The 19102-nt window shown below is 42.2% G+C and carries 16 protein-coding genes; 5 read left to right on the top strand and 11 right to left on the bottom strand.

Annotation, left to right across the window (positions count from 1 at the left end; translation table 11 throughout):
• Positions 1-2 precede the first annotated feature (2 nt).
• The 3 genes from GJ691_RS14770 to GJ691_RS14760 all read right to left on the bottom strand — a co-directional run bounded on the left by GJ691_RS14770 (position 3) and on the right by GJ691_RS14760 (position 3816).
• A complete protein-coding gene (locus GJ691_RS14770; RefSeq protein WP_154368221.1) occupies positions 3-287 on the bottom strand; it encodes a helix-turn-helix domain-containing protein in 285 nt (94 codons plus the stop codon).
• A gap of 271 nt (positions 288-558) precedes the next feature.
• The gene (locus GJ691_RS14765) at positions 559-1398 is read right to left on the bottom strand and encodes an RteC domain-containing protein (RefSeq protein WP_154368220.1); all 840 of its coding nucleotides are present in this window, start codon (positions 1396-1398) and stop codon (positions 559-561) included.
• A 15-nt stretch (positions 1399-1413) separates the two neighbouring features.
• Positions 1414-3816 carry a bifunctional aminotransferase class I/II-fold pyridoxal phosphate-dependent enzyme/GNAT family N-acetyltransferase gene (locus GJ691_RS14760; protein ID WP_154368219.1) on the bottom strand — a complete coding sequence of 801 codons (2403 nt, stop codon included), beginning with the start codon at positions 3814-3816 and terminating at the stop codon, positions 1414-1416.
• Between the two features lie 204 nt (positions 3817-4020).
• On the opposite strand from GJ691_RS14760, the gene GJ691_RS14755 reads away from it, so the two are divergent.
• From GJ691_RS14755 to GJ691_RS14740, 4 genes are all read left to right on the top strand, one after another.
• Positions 4021-4392, top strand: coding sequence for a DUF7793 family protein (locus GJ691_RS14755; protein WP_154368218.1), 372 nt, complete (start codon positions 4021-4023; stop codon positions 4390-4392).
• A gap of 58 nt (positions 4393-4450) precedes the next feature.
• The gene (locus tag GJ691_RS14750; protein ID WP_154368216.1) at positions 4451-5428 is read left to right on the top strand and encodes a helix-turn-helix domain-containing protein; all 978 of its coding nucleotides are present in this window, start codon (positions 4451-4453) and stop codon (positions 5426-5428) included.
• A 94-nt stretch (positions 5429-5522) separates the two neighbouring features.
• Entirely contained in the window at positions 5523-5954 is a 432-nt protein-coding gene (locus tag GJ691_RS14745; RefSeq protein WP_154368214.1) for a MauE/DoxX family redox-associated membrane protein, read from the top strand.
• A 78-nt stretch (positions 5955-6032) separates the two neighbouring features.
• Positions 6033-6275 carry a DUF6520 family protein gene (locus GJ691_RS14740; RefSeq protein ID WP_154368212.1) on the top strand — a complete coding sequence of 81 codons (243 nt, stop codon included), beginning with the start codon at positions 6033-6035 and terminating at the stop codon, positions 6273-6275.
• Positions 6276-6427: 152 nt separating this feature from the next.
• Here the strand turns inward: GJ691_RS14740 and GJ691_RS14735 are convergent, their stop codons facing one another.
• From GJ691_RS14735 to GJ691_RS14725, 3 genes are all read right to left on the bottom strand, one after another.
• Positions 6428-8743 carry a zinc-dependent metalloprotease gene (locus tag GJ691_RS14735; protein ID WP_154368210.1) on the bottom strand — a complete coding sequence of 772 codons (2316 nt, stop codon included), beginning with the start codon at positions 8741-8743 and terminating at the stop codon, positions 6428-6430.
• A 76-nt stretch (positions 8744-8819) separates the two neighbouring features.
• Complete coding sequence (locus tag GJ691_RS14730) at positions 8820-10253, bottom strand: RagB/SusD family nutrient uptake outer membrane protein (RefSeq protein ID WP_154368209.1); 1434 nt, start codon at positions 10251-10253, stop codon at positions 8820-8822.
• A 16-nt stretch (positions 10254-10269) separates the two neighbouring features.
• Positions 10270-13329, bottom strand: coding sequence for a SusC/RagA family TonB-linked outer membrane protein (locus tag GJ691_RS14725; RefSeq protein ID WP_246200197.1), 3060 nt, complete (start codon positions 13327-13329; stop codon positions 10270-10272).
• 769 nt (positions 13330-14098) lie between these two features.
• On the opposite strand from GJ691_RS14725, the gene GJ691_RS19770 reads away from it, so the two are divergent.
• Positions 14099-14356 carry a helix-turn-helix domain-containing protein gene (locus GJ691_RS19770; RefSeq protein WP_109650116.1) on the top strand — a complete coding sequence of 86 codons (258 nt, stop codon included), beginning with the start codon at positions 14099-14101 and terminating at the stop codon, positions 14354-14356.
• Positions 14357-14391: 35 nt separating this feature from the next.
• Here GJ691_RS19770 and GJ691_RS14715 read toward each other — a convergent pair whose 3' ends face one another.
• The 5 genes from GJ691_RS14715 to GJ691_RS14695 all read right to left on the bottom strand — a co-directional run bounded on the left by GJ691_RS14715 (position 14392) and on the right by GJ691_RS14695 (position 18626).
• Complete coding sequence (locus GJ691_RS14715; RefSeq protein ID WP_154368207.1) at positions 14392-15825, bottom strand: type IV secretory system conjugative DNA transfer family protein; 1434 nt, start codon at positions 15823-15825, stop codon at positions 14392-14394.
• A complete protein-coding gene (gene mobB, locus GJ691_RS14710; RefSeq protein ID WP_154368205.1) occupies positions 15822-16856 on the bottom strand; it encodes a MobB family relaxase in 1035 nt (344 codons plus the stop codon). Before mobB ends, GJ691_RS14715 begins: the two co-directional genes overlap by 4 nt.
• Position 16857: 1 nt before the next feature.
• Positions 16858-17397: a BfmA/BtgA family mobilization protein gene (locus GJ691_RS14705; RefSeq protein ID WP_154368203.1), complete on the bottom strand. Its 540-nt coding sequence runs from the start codon at positions 17395-17397 to the stop codon at positions 16858-16860.
• A gap of 440 nt (positions 17398-17837) precedes the next feature.
• Positions 17838-18218 carry a DUF6876 family protein gene (locus GJ691_RS14700; protein ID WP_109650020.1) on the bottom strand — a complete coding sequence of 127 codons (381 nt, stop codon included), beginning with the start codon at positions 18216-18218 and terminating at the stop codon, positions 17838-17840.
• 72 nt (positions 18219-18290) lie between these two features.
• A complete protein-coding gene (locus GJ691_RS14695; RefSeq protein ID WP_154368200.1) occupies positions 18291-18626 on the bottom strand; it encodes a single-stranded DNA-binding protein in 336 nt (111 codons plus the stop codon).
• Positions 18627-19102 lie beyond the last annotated feature (476 nt).

The following is a 19102-nucleotide window of genomic DNA, read 5'->3' as shown; positions in this document are numbered from 1 at the left end:
GCTTAGGAATTTAAGCCATGGTGTACGTGGTTGGCATCCATCACTTTTTGGATTTCATCGGTATCGTAATAGATGATACCGCCCACTTTAGTATAAGGTAGTGTTCCATTGATACGGAGGTTTTGAAGGGTGCCTGGGCTTACTTGGAGCAAATCCATGACCTCTGATGATTTCATGTATTTTTTAATTCTTCCCGAAGCCTGTGTGGCAAGAAGGTTTTTAATGTCGTCGAGCAATTCCATTTTAAAATTGCGTAGATCGTCTGTAGTGATAATATTTGTTGCCATATGAAATAAGTTTAAAAACAAAGCCGTCAGGGTTATCGCTTTTAGATGACGGCTTTGCAATGATTTGACTTTCGTTCTACAAAACTGCTTCGGTTTTTAAGAACTTCTTCCAAAGCTATGACAGAGGTGGGTAGTTTTTTTCGTCATTTAATTTAAGGATGTTTGCCCGTAATTCATATGGTCAGTTTTGACCATTCCATTATTTTCTGATCGGGTAGGGGCCAATTCAGAATATCCCATCTTGGGTCATAGTTGGGTATGGATAGTATGCTTATTCATCCAAAGATTCCATGCGTTGGTTCAACATTTCAGTTAGTTTGTCCATGAACTTTGTCCTACTCATTTTTCTTGACCTTATTTCAATAAAGGTGTGGTAATAATTTCCCAGATCAACATTGTAGAAATGTTCGAAATGGGAGGCCAGTTCCTTGATGTCCGCAGTTCCACTATTGATGGAATTACTGGCATGGAGCGCATAAAGCAATTCAATTAAATCGGTCTTGCTCCCGGTCCAAAAAAGTTTTGAAGGTTTTTGCATCGGCGTATTTACAGGTATTTCAATGATTTTGTCCAAATGATCCACTTCCCGCTGTAGGTATACGATAAGCATATCGTAAGCCATAATGGTCGCGACCGTACCATCTTGACATGTTGAGAAATGGTCATCGATAAAAAAATGAAAGGAATCCGAAGGAAGTCTTAGGTCGCGGTTGCCTCGAACAAAATAATGCTCGTCCATTGACATGGCACCGCGTCTATAGTAATTATAGAATTCCAGGTTATCATTAAAAAATGTCTGTAGCTTATCTATTTGATACCTCAAATACTTGATTTGGGAGGTGTTATTGCCTCTTGGTCTTTTGCTTTCAATGGTAAAAAGCTTTCCGTAATAAATAAGTTTGCTAAAAATTTGGGGCTTTACATGTTTGAAGAAATGGATCTCATCCCCTTGTGTGGTGAAGGATTTTTTCTCAAACTCAATATGTAGTTTCCTAATGTATTTTTCTACCAATACAATGCCTTTTTCAGCCTTAAATAGAATATCCCCTTGGCCATTTTCCAACTTATCCAGTTGGGCCTCGAATTCGGTTAGCAATTTTTGGTATTTCATGTGATGTTGGATTTCTCACTGACCTTCCATTATTCCAAGTAGTTCCAGGGTATAATTGTCAGCGGTCTGCAGGTAAGCATATTTTTTGATTACCTGGGCCCCCAATTTCTTTTTCTCGAAAGATGCGGTCATCCCCATGTCTATTTTTGAGAACCCTAACGCAATGGCCCGTTCAATGGTCATTAATAACAATAGTCTGTAGGTACTGAAATCATTTCGATAGGCGTAGTCCATTCCAATAAATGCAGGGACGTAGACTTGTCCTGAATTCTTATAACAAAGCATTACTCCAATTAAGGTTTCAAGTTGTTCAGAAGGACGTACCATAATGAACTCCCAAAGAGAATGTTGGTTCATATGATCAAAGAGTTTTTCAGGAAAAGAAAATGTATTTAGTCCTTGGTTATTATCGTGCACGTTGCCGTATAATTTTTTGATTTGTACTATTTCTGAGGATGTAGCCTTCTTTACTAACTTTACATTAACCTTTTCCAGATAGGGTCTAATGTCCTTGCGATAATGCTTTCGGTTTCGACTGGATAATTTGGAAAGGAAGTCTTGGAGATTTACGACACCCTTCAAGTCCACCATACAGGTATCGGGCATTTGAACCCGTATAAAGCCATTCCCCTGAAGATTTCGATGCCAGGGAGTTTCCCTTTCAAAATCACGGAGCACTATCATCTTTGCGTCAAGATCTAGCTGTAGGTCTTCCAGTAGGCGGATCAATGTATTCATAGCGCCTTTGGCCTTGGGATGTTTCCCATCCCAATAAAGGTGGTCTCCTTCTGTAAATAAGGAACCCATCGAGACTACCATGGAAGTCAAATGATACGGGTCTTCATTCCGTTCCACTTCTATTGCCAGTGAAACCTTTTCTTTGGCCAACATATCATCTTTCCACAGGGCATGGGTCAAGAAGGTTGCCAAGATGATTTTTTCATTTTCATCTTTGATGAACACATAGCGAAAGGCCCAATTGTATTCCTTTCTATTATTATCTTGGAATACATTTTCTAGAAAATTTAATCCATCCCAGTCGTAGACCCCTTGACCCTTCATTAGGTTATTCCATAGCTTTTTATCGACTGCCCCAATAGTTTCCTTTATTTCAATTTGAAGGTCAACGTTCAAAACCTTTTCACTTAGGACTTTTGGTTGAAGATTAAAAGCGTGGAAAACACGTTCCGGAGTCGTTCTGGTTTCAGCTAGTGCTTTAGGATAATGATACTCCATTGCAGCTACCAATGCTTTGATTTCTTCCTTTTGATTATGTCTGGATATGGTTATTCGGACACCCGTATTCTTTACAGGCACAGCTGGGAAAATCCCTAGGTTCACATAGAATCCTTCCTTCATCAAACGGTTGACAAAATTGTATCCCGTTTTTGGCATTCCTGTTCCAATGTAGAATACAGGGGATTCATTATGGTCTATCAGTGGTAGATCGGTCTTTGCCAGAAATTCGTTGAAACAATCGATTCGCTCCTTCAGCTCATCTTGCAGGCCGTATATATCCTTGGACAAATGGATTTTGGCCGATGCGATTGCAGCAGCTACAGATGCCGGTTCCAATTGGGCCGAAAACGTCAAGGGCCCACCAAAGGTCTTGATCTTTTTGTATAGTTCTATATCGGAACATGCCAATAGGGCACCGCTAGCCCCAAACGTTTTGCTCAAGGTTCCAAAAAGAAGTACATTGGACGGCAACTCGCCTAGTTGGCTCAACACATAGCCCGTTCCATTTTTTCCGACCCAACTCATGCCATGGACATCATCGAAGTAGAATCGTAATTGTGGATATTGTTTGCCCAGTTCCATTAAATTGTTTACCGGGGCGAAGTCCCCGTACATGGAATAAATCCCATCGGCCATGTACCATATGTGCTTTTTGGAGTGGGTGTATTTTTTCAGTTTATCCTCAAGCATTTCCAGGTTGTTATGCCGAATCATTTCGATAGGAACACTACGTGTCTTTAACATCTTGGCAGCATTCTGTACGCTCCAATGTACTTGATGGTCCAAAATGATGACATCATCATCATCGACGGCACTTGGTATTACCCCGATGTGACCAAGGGTGCTGTTTTTGGTGATGATGATCGGTGCTTGATACATTTGCGTTATAAGCTCTTCAAGTTCTTTATATAAGGGATTTGAGATGTAGGATTTTGATAACGGAAACTGTGTGCCATAATTTTCGATGGCCCGAATAGCGGCTTTTTTGAGCCGTTGATCCTGTTCAAGACCTAGATATCCCGTAGTCCCAAAATGGAATAGATTTCGATTCTTGACCTTTATCTTCCTTCCGGAAAAGGAATTGCCTTCCGCATACAAATGCAGGACGCCTTCTTGTTTGGCATCCGTAAATACCTCGTGAACCGTATTCAAGAAATTATGATGTTTGATCTTTGCCATACTGTTGCGTTTTAAAGTGGAGTAAAATGTAATAGTATTTGTAGGAAAATATCCTTTTTTGATATTTTAAAATCCTTTATGGATAAGTGTTTATCCTTGACAAATAAGATTTCTTTCTTTATTAGTCAATGAATATTAAAACTATGGTCAATTTAAGAGTTGTCGATTTACTAACTTTATGGTATTAACCAGTTTTCTATTACAATGTCTTTTTTTAAAGAAAATGAATATGCAACATACCATATTCAAGATAGTATCTTGTATATCGTATATAAGTCGGAGGTTTCTATCGATTTACAAGCCGCAATTCGTATTGTTGAAGATCGCCTTAGGTTACAGGAAGGCTTGGCCTATAAAGTCCTATGTGATGTAAGGGGTATCTATGAAATGGATAAACCAGCTAGGGACTATTTGGCCATTGAAGGGTCTATCCTGGTAACCGTTGTAGCGTATGTTATTGAACCTACGATTTCAAAAGCGCTATCAGCGTTTTATTTACGAATCAGTAATCCACCCATACCTTCAAGGGTCTTTTCTGATATTGAAGCTGCCAAGCTATTTCTTCTTACAAAATGACAAGGTAAACTAAGGGGTTTAGGAAGGTGAACATTTCATTGAAAACAGAAAACCGATCATGGATAAATTGCGAAAAATGGACCTGAACAAGATCAACAAGATGTTGATGGAAATGGCCAGCGGCAATTTTTTCTATAGATTGGAGCGTACTGGCAACCATGACAACTTGGAGTCCATTATCCTTGTTTTGAATATGTTGGCCGAAGAAATCCAAGAAATCCTGATACACCAAGGATATGCAAATTTGAATGGTATCGTTAAGCATTTGATTCAATTGAATTTTCTGTTGGATATGCAAGGCATCATTAAAGGGGTGAATAAAAGCACGTGTTTGACCTTGTCCTACCTGCATGAAGATTTGCTCAAGAAACGTTTTGATGCATTGCTCAATACAAAGTCCAAAAAAAGATGGACCAAATATCTCAAAAAAATAGGTAAGAAAGGTTTTTATGAAACTTCAATGGAACTTACGTTTGTTTCGAAGGAAGGCCTATTGCTGCCGCATACCTGTCACATTGGTTCCTGTGAAGGCCAGCACACCCAGGACAATGGGATTTGGGTCACTGTCGTACTTTTTTCCAAGGACCGGAAAGAAAGGGACGAGCTTCAAAGGCAAGATATCATATCCTACAAAGAGAAGAAGACCACAGGTTCAGGCAATGATCTGAAGACCACAAAGAACCGTCCCAAATTGAGTTTTGAGGATATTCGAAAAATCAGGGAGGGAAGAAATCTTATCCTCAACAATCTAGAGAAAGATCTGCCCTCGCTACGCGATTTTGCACTTCAATTAGGGACCAATGAATTCAAGCTCAAGTATGGTTTTAAGGAGCTTTTTGGAACCAGTGTCTATCGGTTTTTGTTACAGGAGCGACTGCGAAAAGCCAAAATGTTGATTCAGTATACTGACTTCACCATAAAGACGATTGCCTATAAAACGGGGTTCAAGAGCATTCCCCATTTTTCAAGGGTCTACAAGAAAACGTATGGTTATGCCCCAAGTGAATTGCGGAAAATATCAAGAAAAGATCCTTGATCTGTAAAATATTCCAATTACTACCCAACGGATATTAAACGCTCCCTTACGAGTAAATAGGACCCGCTATTTTTATCATATCAATATAAACGATATGATTCACATAGAGAAGATCAAGCAAACCATTGCTTATAGTATCAGCATGGTATTGGCTACCCTGTTTTTATTTGCAGCTACGACCAAGCTTTTGAATTATCGGGAATTCAGTTTACAATTGGCCCAAGCTTCTATATTAAGGGGTTACACGGATATCGTGGCCTGGATGGTTCCGGTAGCCGAACTTGTGGTCTCGGTCTTACTTTTTTTTAAATCATTCAGGCTTCAGGCCCTTTTTGCCAGTTTCGGTTTGATAGTCCTCTTTACCACCTATATCCTATTGATCTTGAATTTTAGCGATGTTGTACCCTGTTCCTGTGTCGGAGTCATTCCCGCTTTGGGATGGACGGATCACATCCTATTCAATATTGCCTTACTGGCACTTGCAGCACTTGGAATCTTTTATTCCAAAAACATGGCATCAGAATAAAAAAAAAATACTACGTAGGGACAGGATAAGCCGAAAACCTGTAAAAAAGAGTAGGCATTAATTTTTAAATATAATCGTATGAAAACTAAATTTTTTAAGTTCGTATTACCTGCATTGGCCATCGTTATGGCCCTTGGCTTTGCCTTTGCATCGGAAGCCGAAACAGAAAGTCGAATTGCCTATTACGACCATCCCATCCTTGGGGTGCAGTCCACTATGGTTGAGAATGAATGTGGAACAGGTAATGCAATTGCCTGTAAGTTCAACGGTCATCAATTGTATGCGGAACCCGCGTTGAACAATGAATTACGTAAAGACTGAGCCTTGGTTTGACACAGATGTCAAAAGAAAGGTGCCTTGTATAAGGCACCTTTTTTAACTAATTCAAAATAACAAACTACCATGTCAGAAAATATTTTGTTTCTGAATCCATGGATACTTTTCATAGTCCAGGGGAAGACCTGGCATTTTAGTTACAACATGTCCTTTATTTTTTTCAAGCTTAATTTCCAATGACCGGAGGAAAGGGCATTATCACTTTTTTTTATGTGATTTTCGATATCCTTCCTTAAGGAAACCAATTGTTGTAGCAGTAGTCCCTTGGAATAATCGGTATAGTCCATGGCTTTCCTGTCAGGATCAACGTTTATTCGTTCTTGTTCCAGTATAGCCTTCATCTTATCCAAATAGGTCATTTGAATTTCCTGCTTTCTGCGTCCAATAGGCACCAGATCTTTCTGTATTTCAATAAATATCCCTGATTGCAATGCTGTCAGATAGTTGCTCAGGGTTTTCTGATAACCAACTATGGTTTCTAAATATTCGAAACGCTTCAGCCTTTGGGGCCTTAAGAGTTCGTACAGTAATTTTTGCTGGTACGATACTATATAATCTGGATGGCTACTATAGTTGATTCTGGTGCTGAAAGCGGGATTCGTTAACCATTCTGGGGGGTCGAAAGCATTGGTCAGGATATAGGCAAGGGCCTCTTCCTGAGATTTTAGAGCCAATGGGGTGTATATTTTTCCAGGTTGATCCAAGGATTTGTACTGGATGTCATAACCACCAATCAAGGAAACTACTTGGCGCATCTGTAAATACCATAATTCCATACATTTTTTGTAGAGGACTTCCAGTCTCACATTGTCCTTTGTGTTGGAGCATGCTTGGGGTAATAGTGCAATGGTCCTTTTTAAATTTTTCATTGCCAATTGGGTACTTCTAACCGGGTCATTGGTTTCCACAACTTCATTGGTGTTAGCAGGACCGACCACTTCGAGAGGACTGGTATTGTAGCGATACCATGGAATGGAATCCTGAAGTCTGACGATGCGCTCCAAAGCGGCTTTCTCGTCCATTCCTTCGGCAAATTCCGAGTAGCCCCATTGAATCGTGTAAACATCCGTTGGTCCCACTTTTGATATTAGGAAGTCAGGAGGTATACTATCCTCGGGTTGGGGAATGTTGTTGGCCCTGGTAGAGTTCATGACACTTGGGGTAAATCCCATAGTTTTCAGCCAGTCGATATCGTTCATCTTCTTTACGGGATACTGGGCCTCCCCATAGTTATTGTCCATTATCCCTAGGGCATGTCCCGTTTCGTGTGCGGTCAGTTGTTGGAACAGCTCTCCTAATAGGCTGTCGGGAAACGGCAGTTTTTGTGCTCTTTTATCCAATGGTGCGGCTCTGGTAAAGTAGAAGTTCTCGAAAGTATGACGGGCGGCACCTAAGATAATATCGCTCCTCAGGATTTCCCCGGTTCTGTAATCCTTGATAAAGGAAGCCTTACCTGCATCATCCTCTTTTTCGTTACCCCTAAAATATTTTTTGGGTGACCAGTATACAATGTTGTTATGGATGTTATGCCTGTCCCATTCACTTAAACGATCGGTTTCCTTGACCACAATGGCATCTTTAAATCCTGCGGCCTCGAAAGCCGGGAGCCACTCCCTGATTCCTGCTATGATATAAGGTCTCCATACTTTTGGAATTTCGGGAGCTAACAAAAAAGTGATGGGTTTGACCGGGACACTTATTTTTTGGTTCTTATATTTCTTTTCAAGGCGCCATCGACTAATATTGGCAATATCGTTTTGGGTACCTTCGGTATCGATTCCGTAACCAATACCGAAAACTTCCTCGTTATAATACCCCATTCGGTAATCATGGCGTCTGGCTTTCATCGGTTCCCCCAATGCGCAGAAACTTAAGAAAATAGGGAAGGAGACCTTTGATCCATCTTTTAGGATACCATGACTGGTTTTGATCAATACCTGATCGTCAAGATCCTTGGCTCCAAGTAGCATGGAAATCTGGGGAATCGTATTTCCAGAAAATCCTCCAGGGAATTGAGGCCATTCTATATCAAGATGCAATACAAGATCAGTGATGTTGATACAATAGCTATCCGGGTCACCTTTTTTGTTTACTACTGGGAATATGGCGAGGATATTTTCCATTAGAGGAACTTTTCGTTTAAAGGGAATGATGATTCCTGCCGTGGATTTTATGCTTTGGGGCTTGAGTACTATTTTATCCTGATGCCTTGACCAGACCACCTGCATGTATTTGCGTCTGTAATTTTCTTCGTATCGAACGAACAGCATTGGCTTGTCCAATATAGGTTCAGGAATATTCAAATAGAGTTGGTCTCCCTCTATAAAAGAGCTTAAAAAAATGCTTTTAATGGGCTTTGCATCGGCTAAGTTGTCTATAGTCCTTGTTCTGGAATGGGATGGATACCAAAAGATCAATAGGAACAAAAATTGAATGATTATATTTTTTTTCATGGTGTTGCATATTTAAAGGGTGTTGACCTTTTTTAGGCCATAGCGTAAAGTATATGATGCATGATATCGGGTATTTTTAATACCCGGGGTTTTGTGGTAAAAGATTCGGATTGATTTCCAGTTCCGTTTCAGGAATGGGAAGCAGTATATCGGTCGGTTTCCAGTTCGTCTTCAAGTCCCCTAGGGCTTCTTCAGCCGTCCCCGTCCTTTTAAGGTCGAACCAACGTAATCCTTGCTCGGTAAAAAGTTCGACACGCCGTTCTTGTAAAATGGCGTCCAACAGGTCACCTGTCGTACCTACAATGGTATCGGGTAACCCCGCCCTATTTCTGATGGAATTGAGGTCCTCTAGTGCTCCCGGATTATCCCCCGATCGTGCCCTTGCTTCCGCGCGGATCAGGTGTTGTTCCGCCAATCGAAACACAATGGAATATTCCAAGGATTCCGTTTCGATCAAGGTGGCCTTGTATTTATGGGCAAACCGTAGGGTAATGGTGTTGTCTGTATCGGATAGGCTATCGGTCCAATGCGTCTTTCGCAGATCACCTGTTTCAAAGGCCGAAAATAAGTCATCGGTCAAACTGTAGGTCTGACCGGGAATGAATCGGATGACCAGTTGGTTGGCCACTTGCGTATTCTTTGGGTTCTCGCCGTCTTTGAGCTGCCATATCGTTTCGGGGGATTCCTTTAGGAAAACATTCTCCAGGTCCGTTTCCAACATAAAATTGTCGATGAGTTCCGTTGCGATCGATGCTGCCCGTTCCCAGTTTTCTGCATATAGGTTCATCCGCGCCAACAAGGCCTTGGCGGCCCATTGATCCGGTAGCGCCCGTTCATTCGAAGAAACATCGACACCCTCCAAGAGGTCCACGGCCAAAGTGAGGTCGGATAGGATGTTATCCATTACCGTTGTCTCGGTGTTGCGGACCACAATGTTGTTGTCCAAATAGTCCGTAGTGGTGATGTAAGGGATATCTCCGTATAGGGCCACCAGGAGGCTGTGCATATAACATCTAACAAATAACGCCTGTCCCTTGAATTGATCTTGTTCCATTGCGGTCAGCTTATTTGAATTCTCGACACCCTTGATTACATCATTGGCGCTGTATATGAGGTAATAGCCTTGGCTCCACCAACCCGTGATAACGTCATTGCCAGGCAAAACGTTATGAAGGTTCAATTGTGAATATCCGGTATCGAACCCATAATAATCCAATTCGTCGCTGTAGATGCCCAACCCCGTGGTCAGACCGAAATTACCGGAAACCATGCCCTGTTCCCGCATCTTATAATAGATATTAGCCAAGGCGGACTCCACTGTCGCCGCATCATTGAAGACCGTTTCGGAAACCAAAATATTTTCTGGGGGTCCCACTTCGACAAAGTCCGAGCAACTGAAAAGTCCCAGTGCTAGTAGGAGCAGGGTAATTCGAGGCATCCTAACTGTCTGCTTGAATAAGTGTTTCGTATCGAGGTTTCTACTGATTGTTATTTTTTTTCTGTATTGCATAGTATCATGATTATGGTTAAAAGCCTAATTGAAGTCCGAGGGTAATCTGTCTCAACTGTGGTAATCGGGTATTGGAAGGTTGTTCGGGATCTGGCCCCTTGTAGTTGGTTAGGGTCAAGAGGTTTTGCCCTTGCACATATACGTTCAGGTCCAGCCCATTCCCTAAATCGGGTACTTTATAATTGATCGAAATATTCCGCAATCGAATAAAGGAGGCATCGGAGACGGCCGCATTGCTGCTTTTCTGAAGGGCACCGGTATCCTCTCCGAATGCCAGACCACCGGAAGCCCTTTGGATGGGATTCATGTCCCCGGGCTGTTGCCATCTATCCAAAAGGGCCGTGCTTGAATTACCCCTATATCCCGGGGTGGCTCCAAAAGCAATTTCATTGAATGCCTTTTGATTTTTAAACTGAAGGAAAAAGTCTAAGGTCACATGGTTAAAGGTGATGGTATTACCCAGACCCCCATAAAACTTGGGCCCGAAGTCTTCCACCCATTGCTTGTCCTCCAAACTGCCGATAGTCCCATCCCCGTTATAATCCTCGAATTGATAGCTACCTGTTTCCGGATTCACGCCCAAGGCATTGTACAATTTTACGATGGTCAAGGGTTCCCCTATGATCAGGTGGTTGGCGAACGTGGACGTTTCCAAGCCTTCAAAGGCCACCAGTTTATTTTTGGGTATCGTCAAATTGAATGTGGTCGACCAAGTAAAATTCTTTTTTTTAAAATTTACAGTTCGGATATCCACCTCGAATCCTGAGTTTTCCACGGTGGCATCAAAATTTCCAGTCAGTTCGGAAAAGCCGGTCGTTGCGGCCAATGGAATTCCGATAAGTTGGTTCGATGAACGGTTTCGGTACCAGGAGCTGTTGATCAAGATCCGGTCTTTAAAAAAACCGAGTTCCAGGGCCGCCTCCAGTTTTTTGTTCGCCTCCCAGCCAAATAGGGGATTGAATATGCCCGTTGGCTCCAAAAGGACGATCCCATTATAGTCGAATCCACTGACGTTATAGGTGTCCAGAAACTTATAGTCCCCAATGTTATCACTACCGGTGGTACCAAAACTACCCCGTAGCTTTCCATAGCTTAATAGGGGGTTTCCTTGAAGGCTATTTTCTTCCGAAAACAGCCATGCCATGCCTACCGCACCAAAATTCCCGAACTGTTTTCCGGGTCCGAATCGGGAGGACCCGTCCCTGCGGCCTGTGAAATTCACGATATATCTATCCCGAAATTTCAGGTTCAAGCGACCGAATAAGGCATTGTACTTGTATTCGCTATCAGCATACTGAAGCACTTCCAAGGTGTTGGCGGCCGTCAGGTTCCGCAGGAGTTCGTCATTGGGAAAACCTGTTCCCTTTTGAATGAACTGTTCGGTGTTTTCCTCTTGGAACGTCGTTCCGACCAGGAAATCCAACTTGAGCTCTTGCCATTGTTTCCTCCAATGCAACTGTGGTTCCACGATCCATGAGTTCCTTTTGGAACCATTGGTGGTCAACGAGGCATAATTTTGGGGTGTTAAACCCAGATTGGGATTTCTTGCCGAACTTGGTAAGGTCCTATAGGAATCCAGTCGATAGCTGTTAAAACCCAGACTGGATTTGAACTCTAAGTTGGGTATGATTTCATAAGACACCAATGCATTGGCGATGAGGGTATTTGTGGTCACCTCGAATGTTTCTTCTAAGGAGGCCAAAGGATTGTCCCAGGTATTGTTTTCCCAATTGATATTACCTTCAGCATCATAAAGTTCAGGGCCATTGGGCTCCAATGTGTAGGCCTTACTGGTAAAGTCGGTCCTAGGCATCCTATTTTTCTCATTGGTGTAGCTGGTAGAAAGATTGAACTTGAACCGATGATTACTGGATTTGTGGTTCAGGTTGCTGTGAAGGGTCGCTTTTTTATAATTGGCATCCCCAAGGAATACGGTGGTCTCCTTGTTGTAGGCCCCACTGACCAGAAACTGCGTATCCGACGACCCTCCGGAGACGGAGAGTTGGGCACTGTTTCTATAGGCGGTGCCTCCGATAAGCTTTTTTTGCCAATCCGTATAACGGTCGTTGTCCCAAGATTTAATATCCGGCCAAATAAAATCGAATGCTGGATCTTCCAAAAACGGACCAAAACCATCGTTCGTAATTCCTTCCCTTCGTACTTCCAGATACTGTTCCGTGTTCATAAGCTCCAAGAAATTGGATACCCTCCCCAGGGAAGTACTTAAATGGGCATTGAACCGTGTTTTTCCCGTTTTTCCCTTTTTAGTGGTAATGAGCACCACACCATTGGCCGCCCTGGAACCGTAAATTGCGGTGGCATCGGCATCCTTTAATACCTCGATGCTTTCAATATCATTTAGGTTGAGGGCATTTAAGGGACTGATGTTTCCCCCAAGGATTTGACCGGAAACATTCGATGAACCGAGGGACTGGGCGTTGTACGGTACACCATCAACAAGGTAAAAGGGGTCGGAAGCTCCATCGATAAAATTCCGACCGCGTATTTCTACATTAAAACCACCCCCTGGTACCCCTGACGATTGGATGATGTTCACACCCGACAAATGCCCTTGCATGGCGGCCAGAGGATTGCCCACTGGCTGTTGTTCCATGGTTATCGCCTTGATCGTAGAGATACTACCAGTGCGTTCTTTCTCTGTGACGGTGTAATACCCCGCATTAAGGACAACCTCGTCCAACTGGGTGATGTCCTCCTGAAGGGTTACGTCGATTTTTTTTCTACCATTGATTGGAATCGTTAGGGTCTTAAAACCTATTGCGGAAAAGATAAGTTGGCCATTGCCTGCTGCACGAATGTTGTATGTACCGTCCATTTTTGATATGGTCCCTTTGTCCGATTGTTCCACGAGTATGGTCACCCCCCCGATGGGTTGTCCATGGGTATCGGTAATTAATCCCGTAATAGTGGTCTGTAGGTGGTTTTGATTCGTAATACTTTTTATGGAGGTGGTATACTTGGCCTCGAGTTTAAGGCTAAATAGGGGGGAGAGCAAAGCATACACGGTAAGAAGTAAACTCAGGCCGTTCGTTAATCGTTTTTTTTTATTCATCATTCAAGTTGTTTCGTTAGACATTGGTATTGGAGTCCAGCAATGTCCCGTAAAAGGGAATTGACGGAACTGATTTCCCTTTCGGAACCCTGGGCTTAAGGTCATGACAAGGCATTTCCTTTTGATAACAAGCACAGGTTGTCCGGTCCAAGTATTGTTAAGACTTGGAAAGGGAACATGTTAAAATGAATTTTAATGCGTTTTATGGCCGGCTACCATGAAGTATTCGTTATCGTCAGCTATGGGCAAAAGTAATGTCGTCAACCGGAATTCAGTGTGGTAGAAAACCCATAACTATTAGCAAGGATTAAATTGGATTTTTGGGCTTTTTCTTGAAGAGGAGATCAAATACGGTTTCTTCATTCCCATATCTGGACGGGAACAGTAGTATAGCCCCTAATCTAAAAAACAGCACAATCAATTTATTTTCCATTTCAACCTTGATGGTTTAGCGAAACCAATAAAAACAAATCTTCAAAAAGCGCTAAGAATAGTTGGGCGTGAAACTCAACTTATCTGTTAGTGGTACTGGTATACCTTGCACCGATAAGAGAGCCCACGCCCGGGTCGTGAGCCTATCTACTTATCATCTCAGGTGCAAAAATTACCAGTTTTCTAACAGAGACTCTAAGCGAAAGCTTCAAATATGTTCTATACGAAGAATCGCAAATTTATGTAACTATAAGTAAATATAATAAAAAAATCAATAGTGGGTAATAATACCCACGTTTTTTTATTGAAAACTGAAGACATTGTACATCCAAGTGATTATATGGAGATTGATATGGATGGTACAAAGTTTTTATTACTTTTTGGTCGCAACATGAAAAGGTTAAGAAATTCTCAAAATCTAAGTTTACGACAAATGGCTACACGTTGTAATATTGATTACAGTGATATTGGTAAAATCGAGAAAGGTAATAGAAATATTCAAATGTCTACAGTATTGGAACTTTCGAAAGGTCTCGGGGTCCACCCAAAAGAACTGTTCGATTTTGAGTTTGAATGGAAGCCTGGGGATTTTGAGTAAATAAAATTAGGCACATACGTGCTATACTTCTCCTTTTAAATGGTTTTGGCCTCCCTGTGAATCCGTTCAAAGTTCAATTGGATATCCATGTTGGAGCACTGCTTTCTTTTATCAGGCATTTCTCTTCGAATAGGTTGTAATTTGAATTGTACTTTTTTATCCTTACCATCTGCAAAGGCGATGAACTCACCCTGTTTCAATCGAAAAAAAATATCCGCCCTACGTTTGGAAACCTCCTTTTCCCCTTTGGTAATACGGCTTTCAAAGCTAAGTCCACTGTTCTTACTGATACTACGTGTGGGCTTTTTAATGATTTCAAAAAAACGTTCGTAATATTTGGCGGTATCGGGGTCATTGACCTTACCAAAGAACTGATAGGACAGGTTGCTTAAAATGGCCTTGCTTGCCATGTCCCCATATAGCAGATCGTTCTGCACCTTATCCTGCATGACATAGACGGTACAAATATCGAAACTCCTCAAGGTAGCGGGAATCCGGTGCATATTGGGTAGTTTGATGGTCGGTGCCTCTTCCATCAAGAGAAAGGAAGGTTTCATACCACGGACACTCATCTGTTTGACTAGGGTATGCATGACCATGGCAATGATAGGGGAGTAGGCCGCATCGTATTTAGGATTGTTGACCAGCGATACCACGGCCGGATGGTCCGGGTTGTTGATGTCCAAGGATAACTCATCCCTGGAAAGCACGTAGAACACTTTTTTGGAACTTATTTTTTTAAAGGCGTTGGAGAGGGTACTTTTAATTCCTGCGGTCTGCTTTTCGGATTCGATACCATGGATAAAGGCACTGGCCATACTTCGGGAGGTCAGGTCCGATTTAAGTAAGGCCACCAGTTTTTTGGTACTTGCCGAATGGAAGAGGGCGATGATATGGGGGAGGGTGCAATACTCCGGATAGGCGGTTTTCATTTTCCATACCATCCCGCTTAAAAGTCCCTCTACGGCATCGGAGAAAAATTTATTGCTCCCTTGGTTCTGGGTAAGGTCCTGTTCCAACAAGTTTTCCATCAGTACCCTGGAGAGCTCATTGATACTTTCCTCATTGGGCAGATATTTAGGGGCGATGGGATTGACCCGGTAATGGATATCGTCAAAGGCAACGGTATAAAAAGGTATGTTGTTGTCCCTGAACAAGGGATAGGCGATCTCGGTCAGATCAAAGTCCTTATAATCATGGATTACCCCACAGAAGCCGTTTGCACTGAAATGTTGCAAAAAATTATAGACGACGCTTTCCGTCTTGCCACTTCCCGCTGAACCGATGACCGAAGTTCCCCTGCGGATATTATCCGTGGTGAAGCTGCCGAACCTTAACTTGAATCGTACCTTATATTTTTTATCCGTCCGTTCATGCACTTCCCCGAACAGAAGGGCATAGAGTACCGTACCCACGAATAACAGTGGTAGAACGATATAAAAGATGATATGTTCGGCCTGCCAGCTCATATACCAATGGAGCCTGATTCGATGGCCTTGCCAATCCCTTTTTTCAATAGATTGATCGCTTTGAGGGTCAACTGGAGTTTACTGGTCGGAATGTGCAACAAGGCGGTACTGACCCCAGCTTTTTCCAGGAGTTTAAACGCCAAGGCCTTTTCATTGGTCGGCAGTTTCGTGATTATGGAAAAATAAAGCTTCGGATTCTTTAGAAAGGTCTTCCTTGCCGTATAGGTCTCTACGTAGTTTCGGTTATAACCGAATAGCCCATCAAAGGTCTTCTCCGCATTTTTATAAAAGGTGTCCCTGTCAAAGCCCCGTTTCACGGTCTTACCGTTCATCTCAACATCGGAGGCCTTGTACTTGCTTCCGGGAGAGAGGCTGTACCGGGTAGAGACATCCTTGCGGCTGACAATGATATGGATATGGCTCTGTGGACCCGGCTTGGGTATTCCCCTGACGATGCGCTTGCCGTTCAGTTGGTGGGGGGCTTCCCTTTCCAGGCGCACCATATCCCTTTGCAGTTTTTTGATATTCCCTATAAGTTCCCCATTTTCGATACGACGGATTTCTTGTTTCAGGATTAGGATTTTTGTGGCATAGGGTTGGTTTTCGATAATTTGTGCATCGTTTCCTTTATAAGTGCGTTGGTGTTCCACTTTGGCATAGTATTGAATATCGTCTACGGTCACGGGTCTACCATTGATTTCCCTGTTAAATGCCTTCGCATACGCTTTCATTACTTCGCGGGTATAGCATTTAAGGGTTTTAGGGGAATTCCCTATGGCCTGAAGTTCGCGCCTACTTGGGTTCAGGGTGATGGAATAGAACTTGGGCTCCACCTTTTTGAGTTTGGCCGTGTTCCCATCTATTTTATTGATGACCTCCATCGCTGATATTTCTTCCCTGTCTTGGTCAAAGAAATGCTCCAGTTCGTTTATGGGTTTCCCCTCGTTTTCCTTTTCGAGATAGTCCACAAAGGCACTGGCGCTTTGGGCATAATTACCTTTGACCTTTTGTGCGGTAATGGTGATGTACATGTTAAAGTCCTTTTTTTAATTCTTCAAATTCGTTTTTGTCCATATCCAGTTTATAATGCCCTTTGCCAAAGGTTCCCTTCACGAAGGTCATTTGCTCTAGGAGATGCAGCATCCGTTTTTTATAATTGCCAAGTTGTTGTTGCATTTCTTCATAGCGGTTTCGGTAGTGGTCCAGTTCGTTGTCCCGGGAAAGCGGTTCGGGCGATCCAAAATCAAAATCTTCCTCCTTTTCCTCCGTATTTTCCATGTTGGAAATTACTTGGAAGAGGGTATCCAACATCGCCTTTGTCGGTAGGGTCTGGTGCTTTTCAATATTTTTAAGGATGGCGATAACGGCATTGATCCGCTTGTTGGTCCTGTTGTTGTTGATGCCCAGGTCATCGTTTGGAGAGAGGTCATTCCATTCAAAAAAATCCATGACCCTCTCCAAGGTATGGGTATGCGAATCCGATACCAATCGGGAAAAGTTCCGAAAGCGCATGGCAACATCCTTTTTGATATTAATGGCCGAAAAACGATATTTTTGATACGGATCCTTCATTTTTACTGTAAAATTTCAACTGTTTACGGGCGTTCTGGCATCATTTGCTGTAAAAGCCCCAGGCCATCGCTTTTGTAAATAAATTTAAAGTGCTGTATATCAGAATATTATGCATGTATAAACCCATGTAACAGCGCGCAGCGTGTTACCCTCTTGCTTCTCCATTTTTCGTCCCAAGGGGACCAAAAATTTCCGAACAACCTCACTATCGTGGGTTGCCCATATCATATTTCTCGAATTTGGCCATCAAGGAAAGTCAAATTAAAATCAAGGTGATGGCCACTAGAAAATCAATGCTTTTCTAAGGCTATAAAGATATGGAAATTAGGGGATTGGGCATCAAAAAAGCCCTTCATAATAAAAGGGCCCGTTTGGTGTGTTTTGTTATTTGGATAAGGAAAACATAGTTATAATTGTATGGATTTCATAAGTCTTCCACTTTAATATTCACTCGGTAGCATGAGCGTATCATTTACAAAAAATAAACGCAGTTCATCCAAAGGGAAATCGGTAAGGTGGTATCGATGCGTTTCCAATATATTACCGTTTCCATCGCTGTAAATCATTTCGGCTTCATAACCTGTTGAATCCTGTTTTTCTTTCGATAGCCTTTTAAAATCTATCGTGATGAAATGGCTTTTGTTCATTAAACTTTTGGCGATTACGGAAGTATCCGTAATCAACCAAAAGCATTCCGCCACCTGGGCCAAATAATTCAATCCGTTTGTAAACCGGGTTTGTATCAATGGGATTTGATAGAACATTTCAGAACCGTGAAAATGTTGCAATCCCTCTAGTATTTCGTTAACTTGTGCTTTCATTATTACGTCTTTTTAGGATTAATTAATGATGAAAGAGGGCGTTCCTGTCCAAGGCACACCCTCTTTATCTTTTTACTTACTGCCCATCAACAGGATTTCATGGGCTACCACTTCGGTAACATAGCGTTGGTTGCCGTCATTTGCGGTGAAGGTGCGTGTCTTTAATTTTCCCACCACACCGATTTCCTTGCCTTTATCGGCATACTTTTCGATAATTTCGGCATTCTTACCCCAAGCGACAACGGTGTGCCAATTGGTGTCCGTTTGCTTTTCGCCTTTATTGTCTTTGTAGTTTTCATTGGTAGCCAATGACAATCGGGCTACTTTCTTACCGCTTTCAAGGTTCGTAATGGTTGGCTCTTGTCCAACATTTCCAATTAACTGTACGTGGTTTCTAATAGTACTCATAACTAAAAAATTTAAAAGATTAATAATTCCCTTTTCAATCCAGATTGAATTTTAAGGGGTGTTTGTTCTTTTCTTTTGTGCATCGCACAATGGATAGAGTGGGTTTTGTCAAGACTTTTATGGAATAAATCAGGTGTGTTTGCGACGTAGTAAAATGCTCGCATTTTCAAGGAAGTAGATACCTTATTTTTCACTAAAACTTGTACAGTCTTGACAAGTTCCATAAGGGCATTAGCAATTCTTTTAAACGCAGTTGCGTTTGAGCGTACCGACAGTTAAGCGAAATAAGCAGCTGTGATTAAATTAGAATCGGTTATGTCGTGCCTGTTTTTCGACGCCCCGAAAAACAATAGTGGCTTTATCCATTATAAACCCCTTAAAATGTGTAAGGCAGCGGTTCGGTTTTTAAGAATTTTCGAGTGATGGCTCAAGAAGACTTCGCCGAAAATTCGGTTAGGAAAATCGAAGTGATGACA

This window comes from Maribacter luteus, assembly GCF_009674825.1.
GTDB lineage: Bacteria > Bacteroidota > Bacteroidia > Flavobacteriales > Flavobacteriaceae > Maribacter_A > Maribacter_A luteus.
The sequence above is the reverse complement of the archived record's forward strand: the minus strand, read 5'-3'. Positions and strand labels throughout refer to the sequence as shown.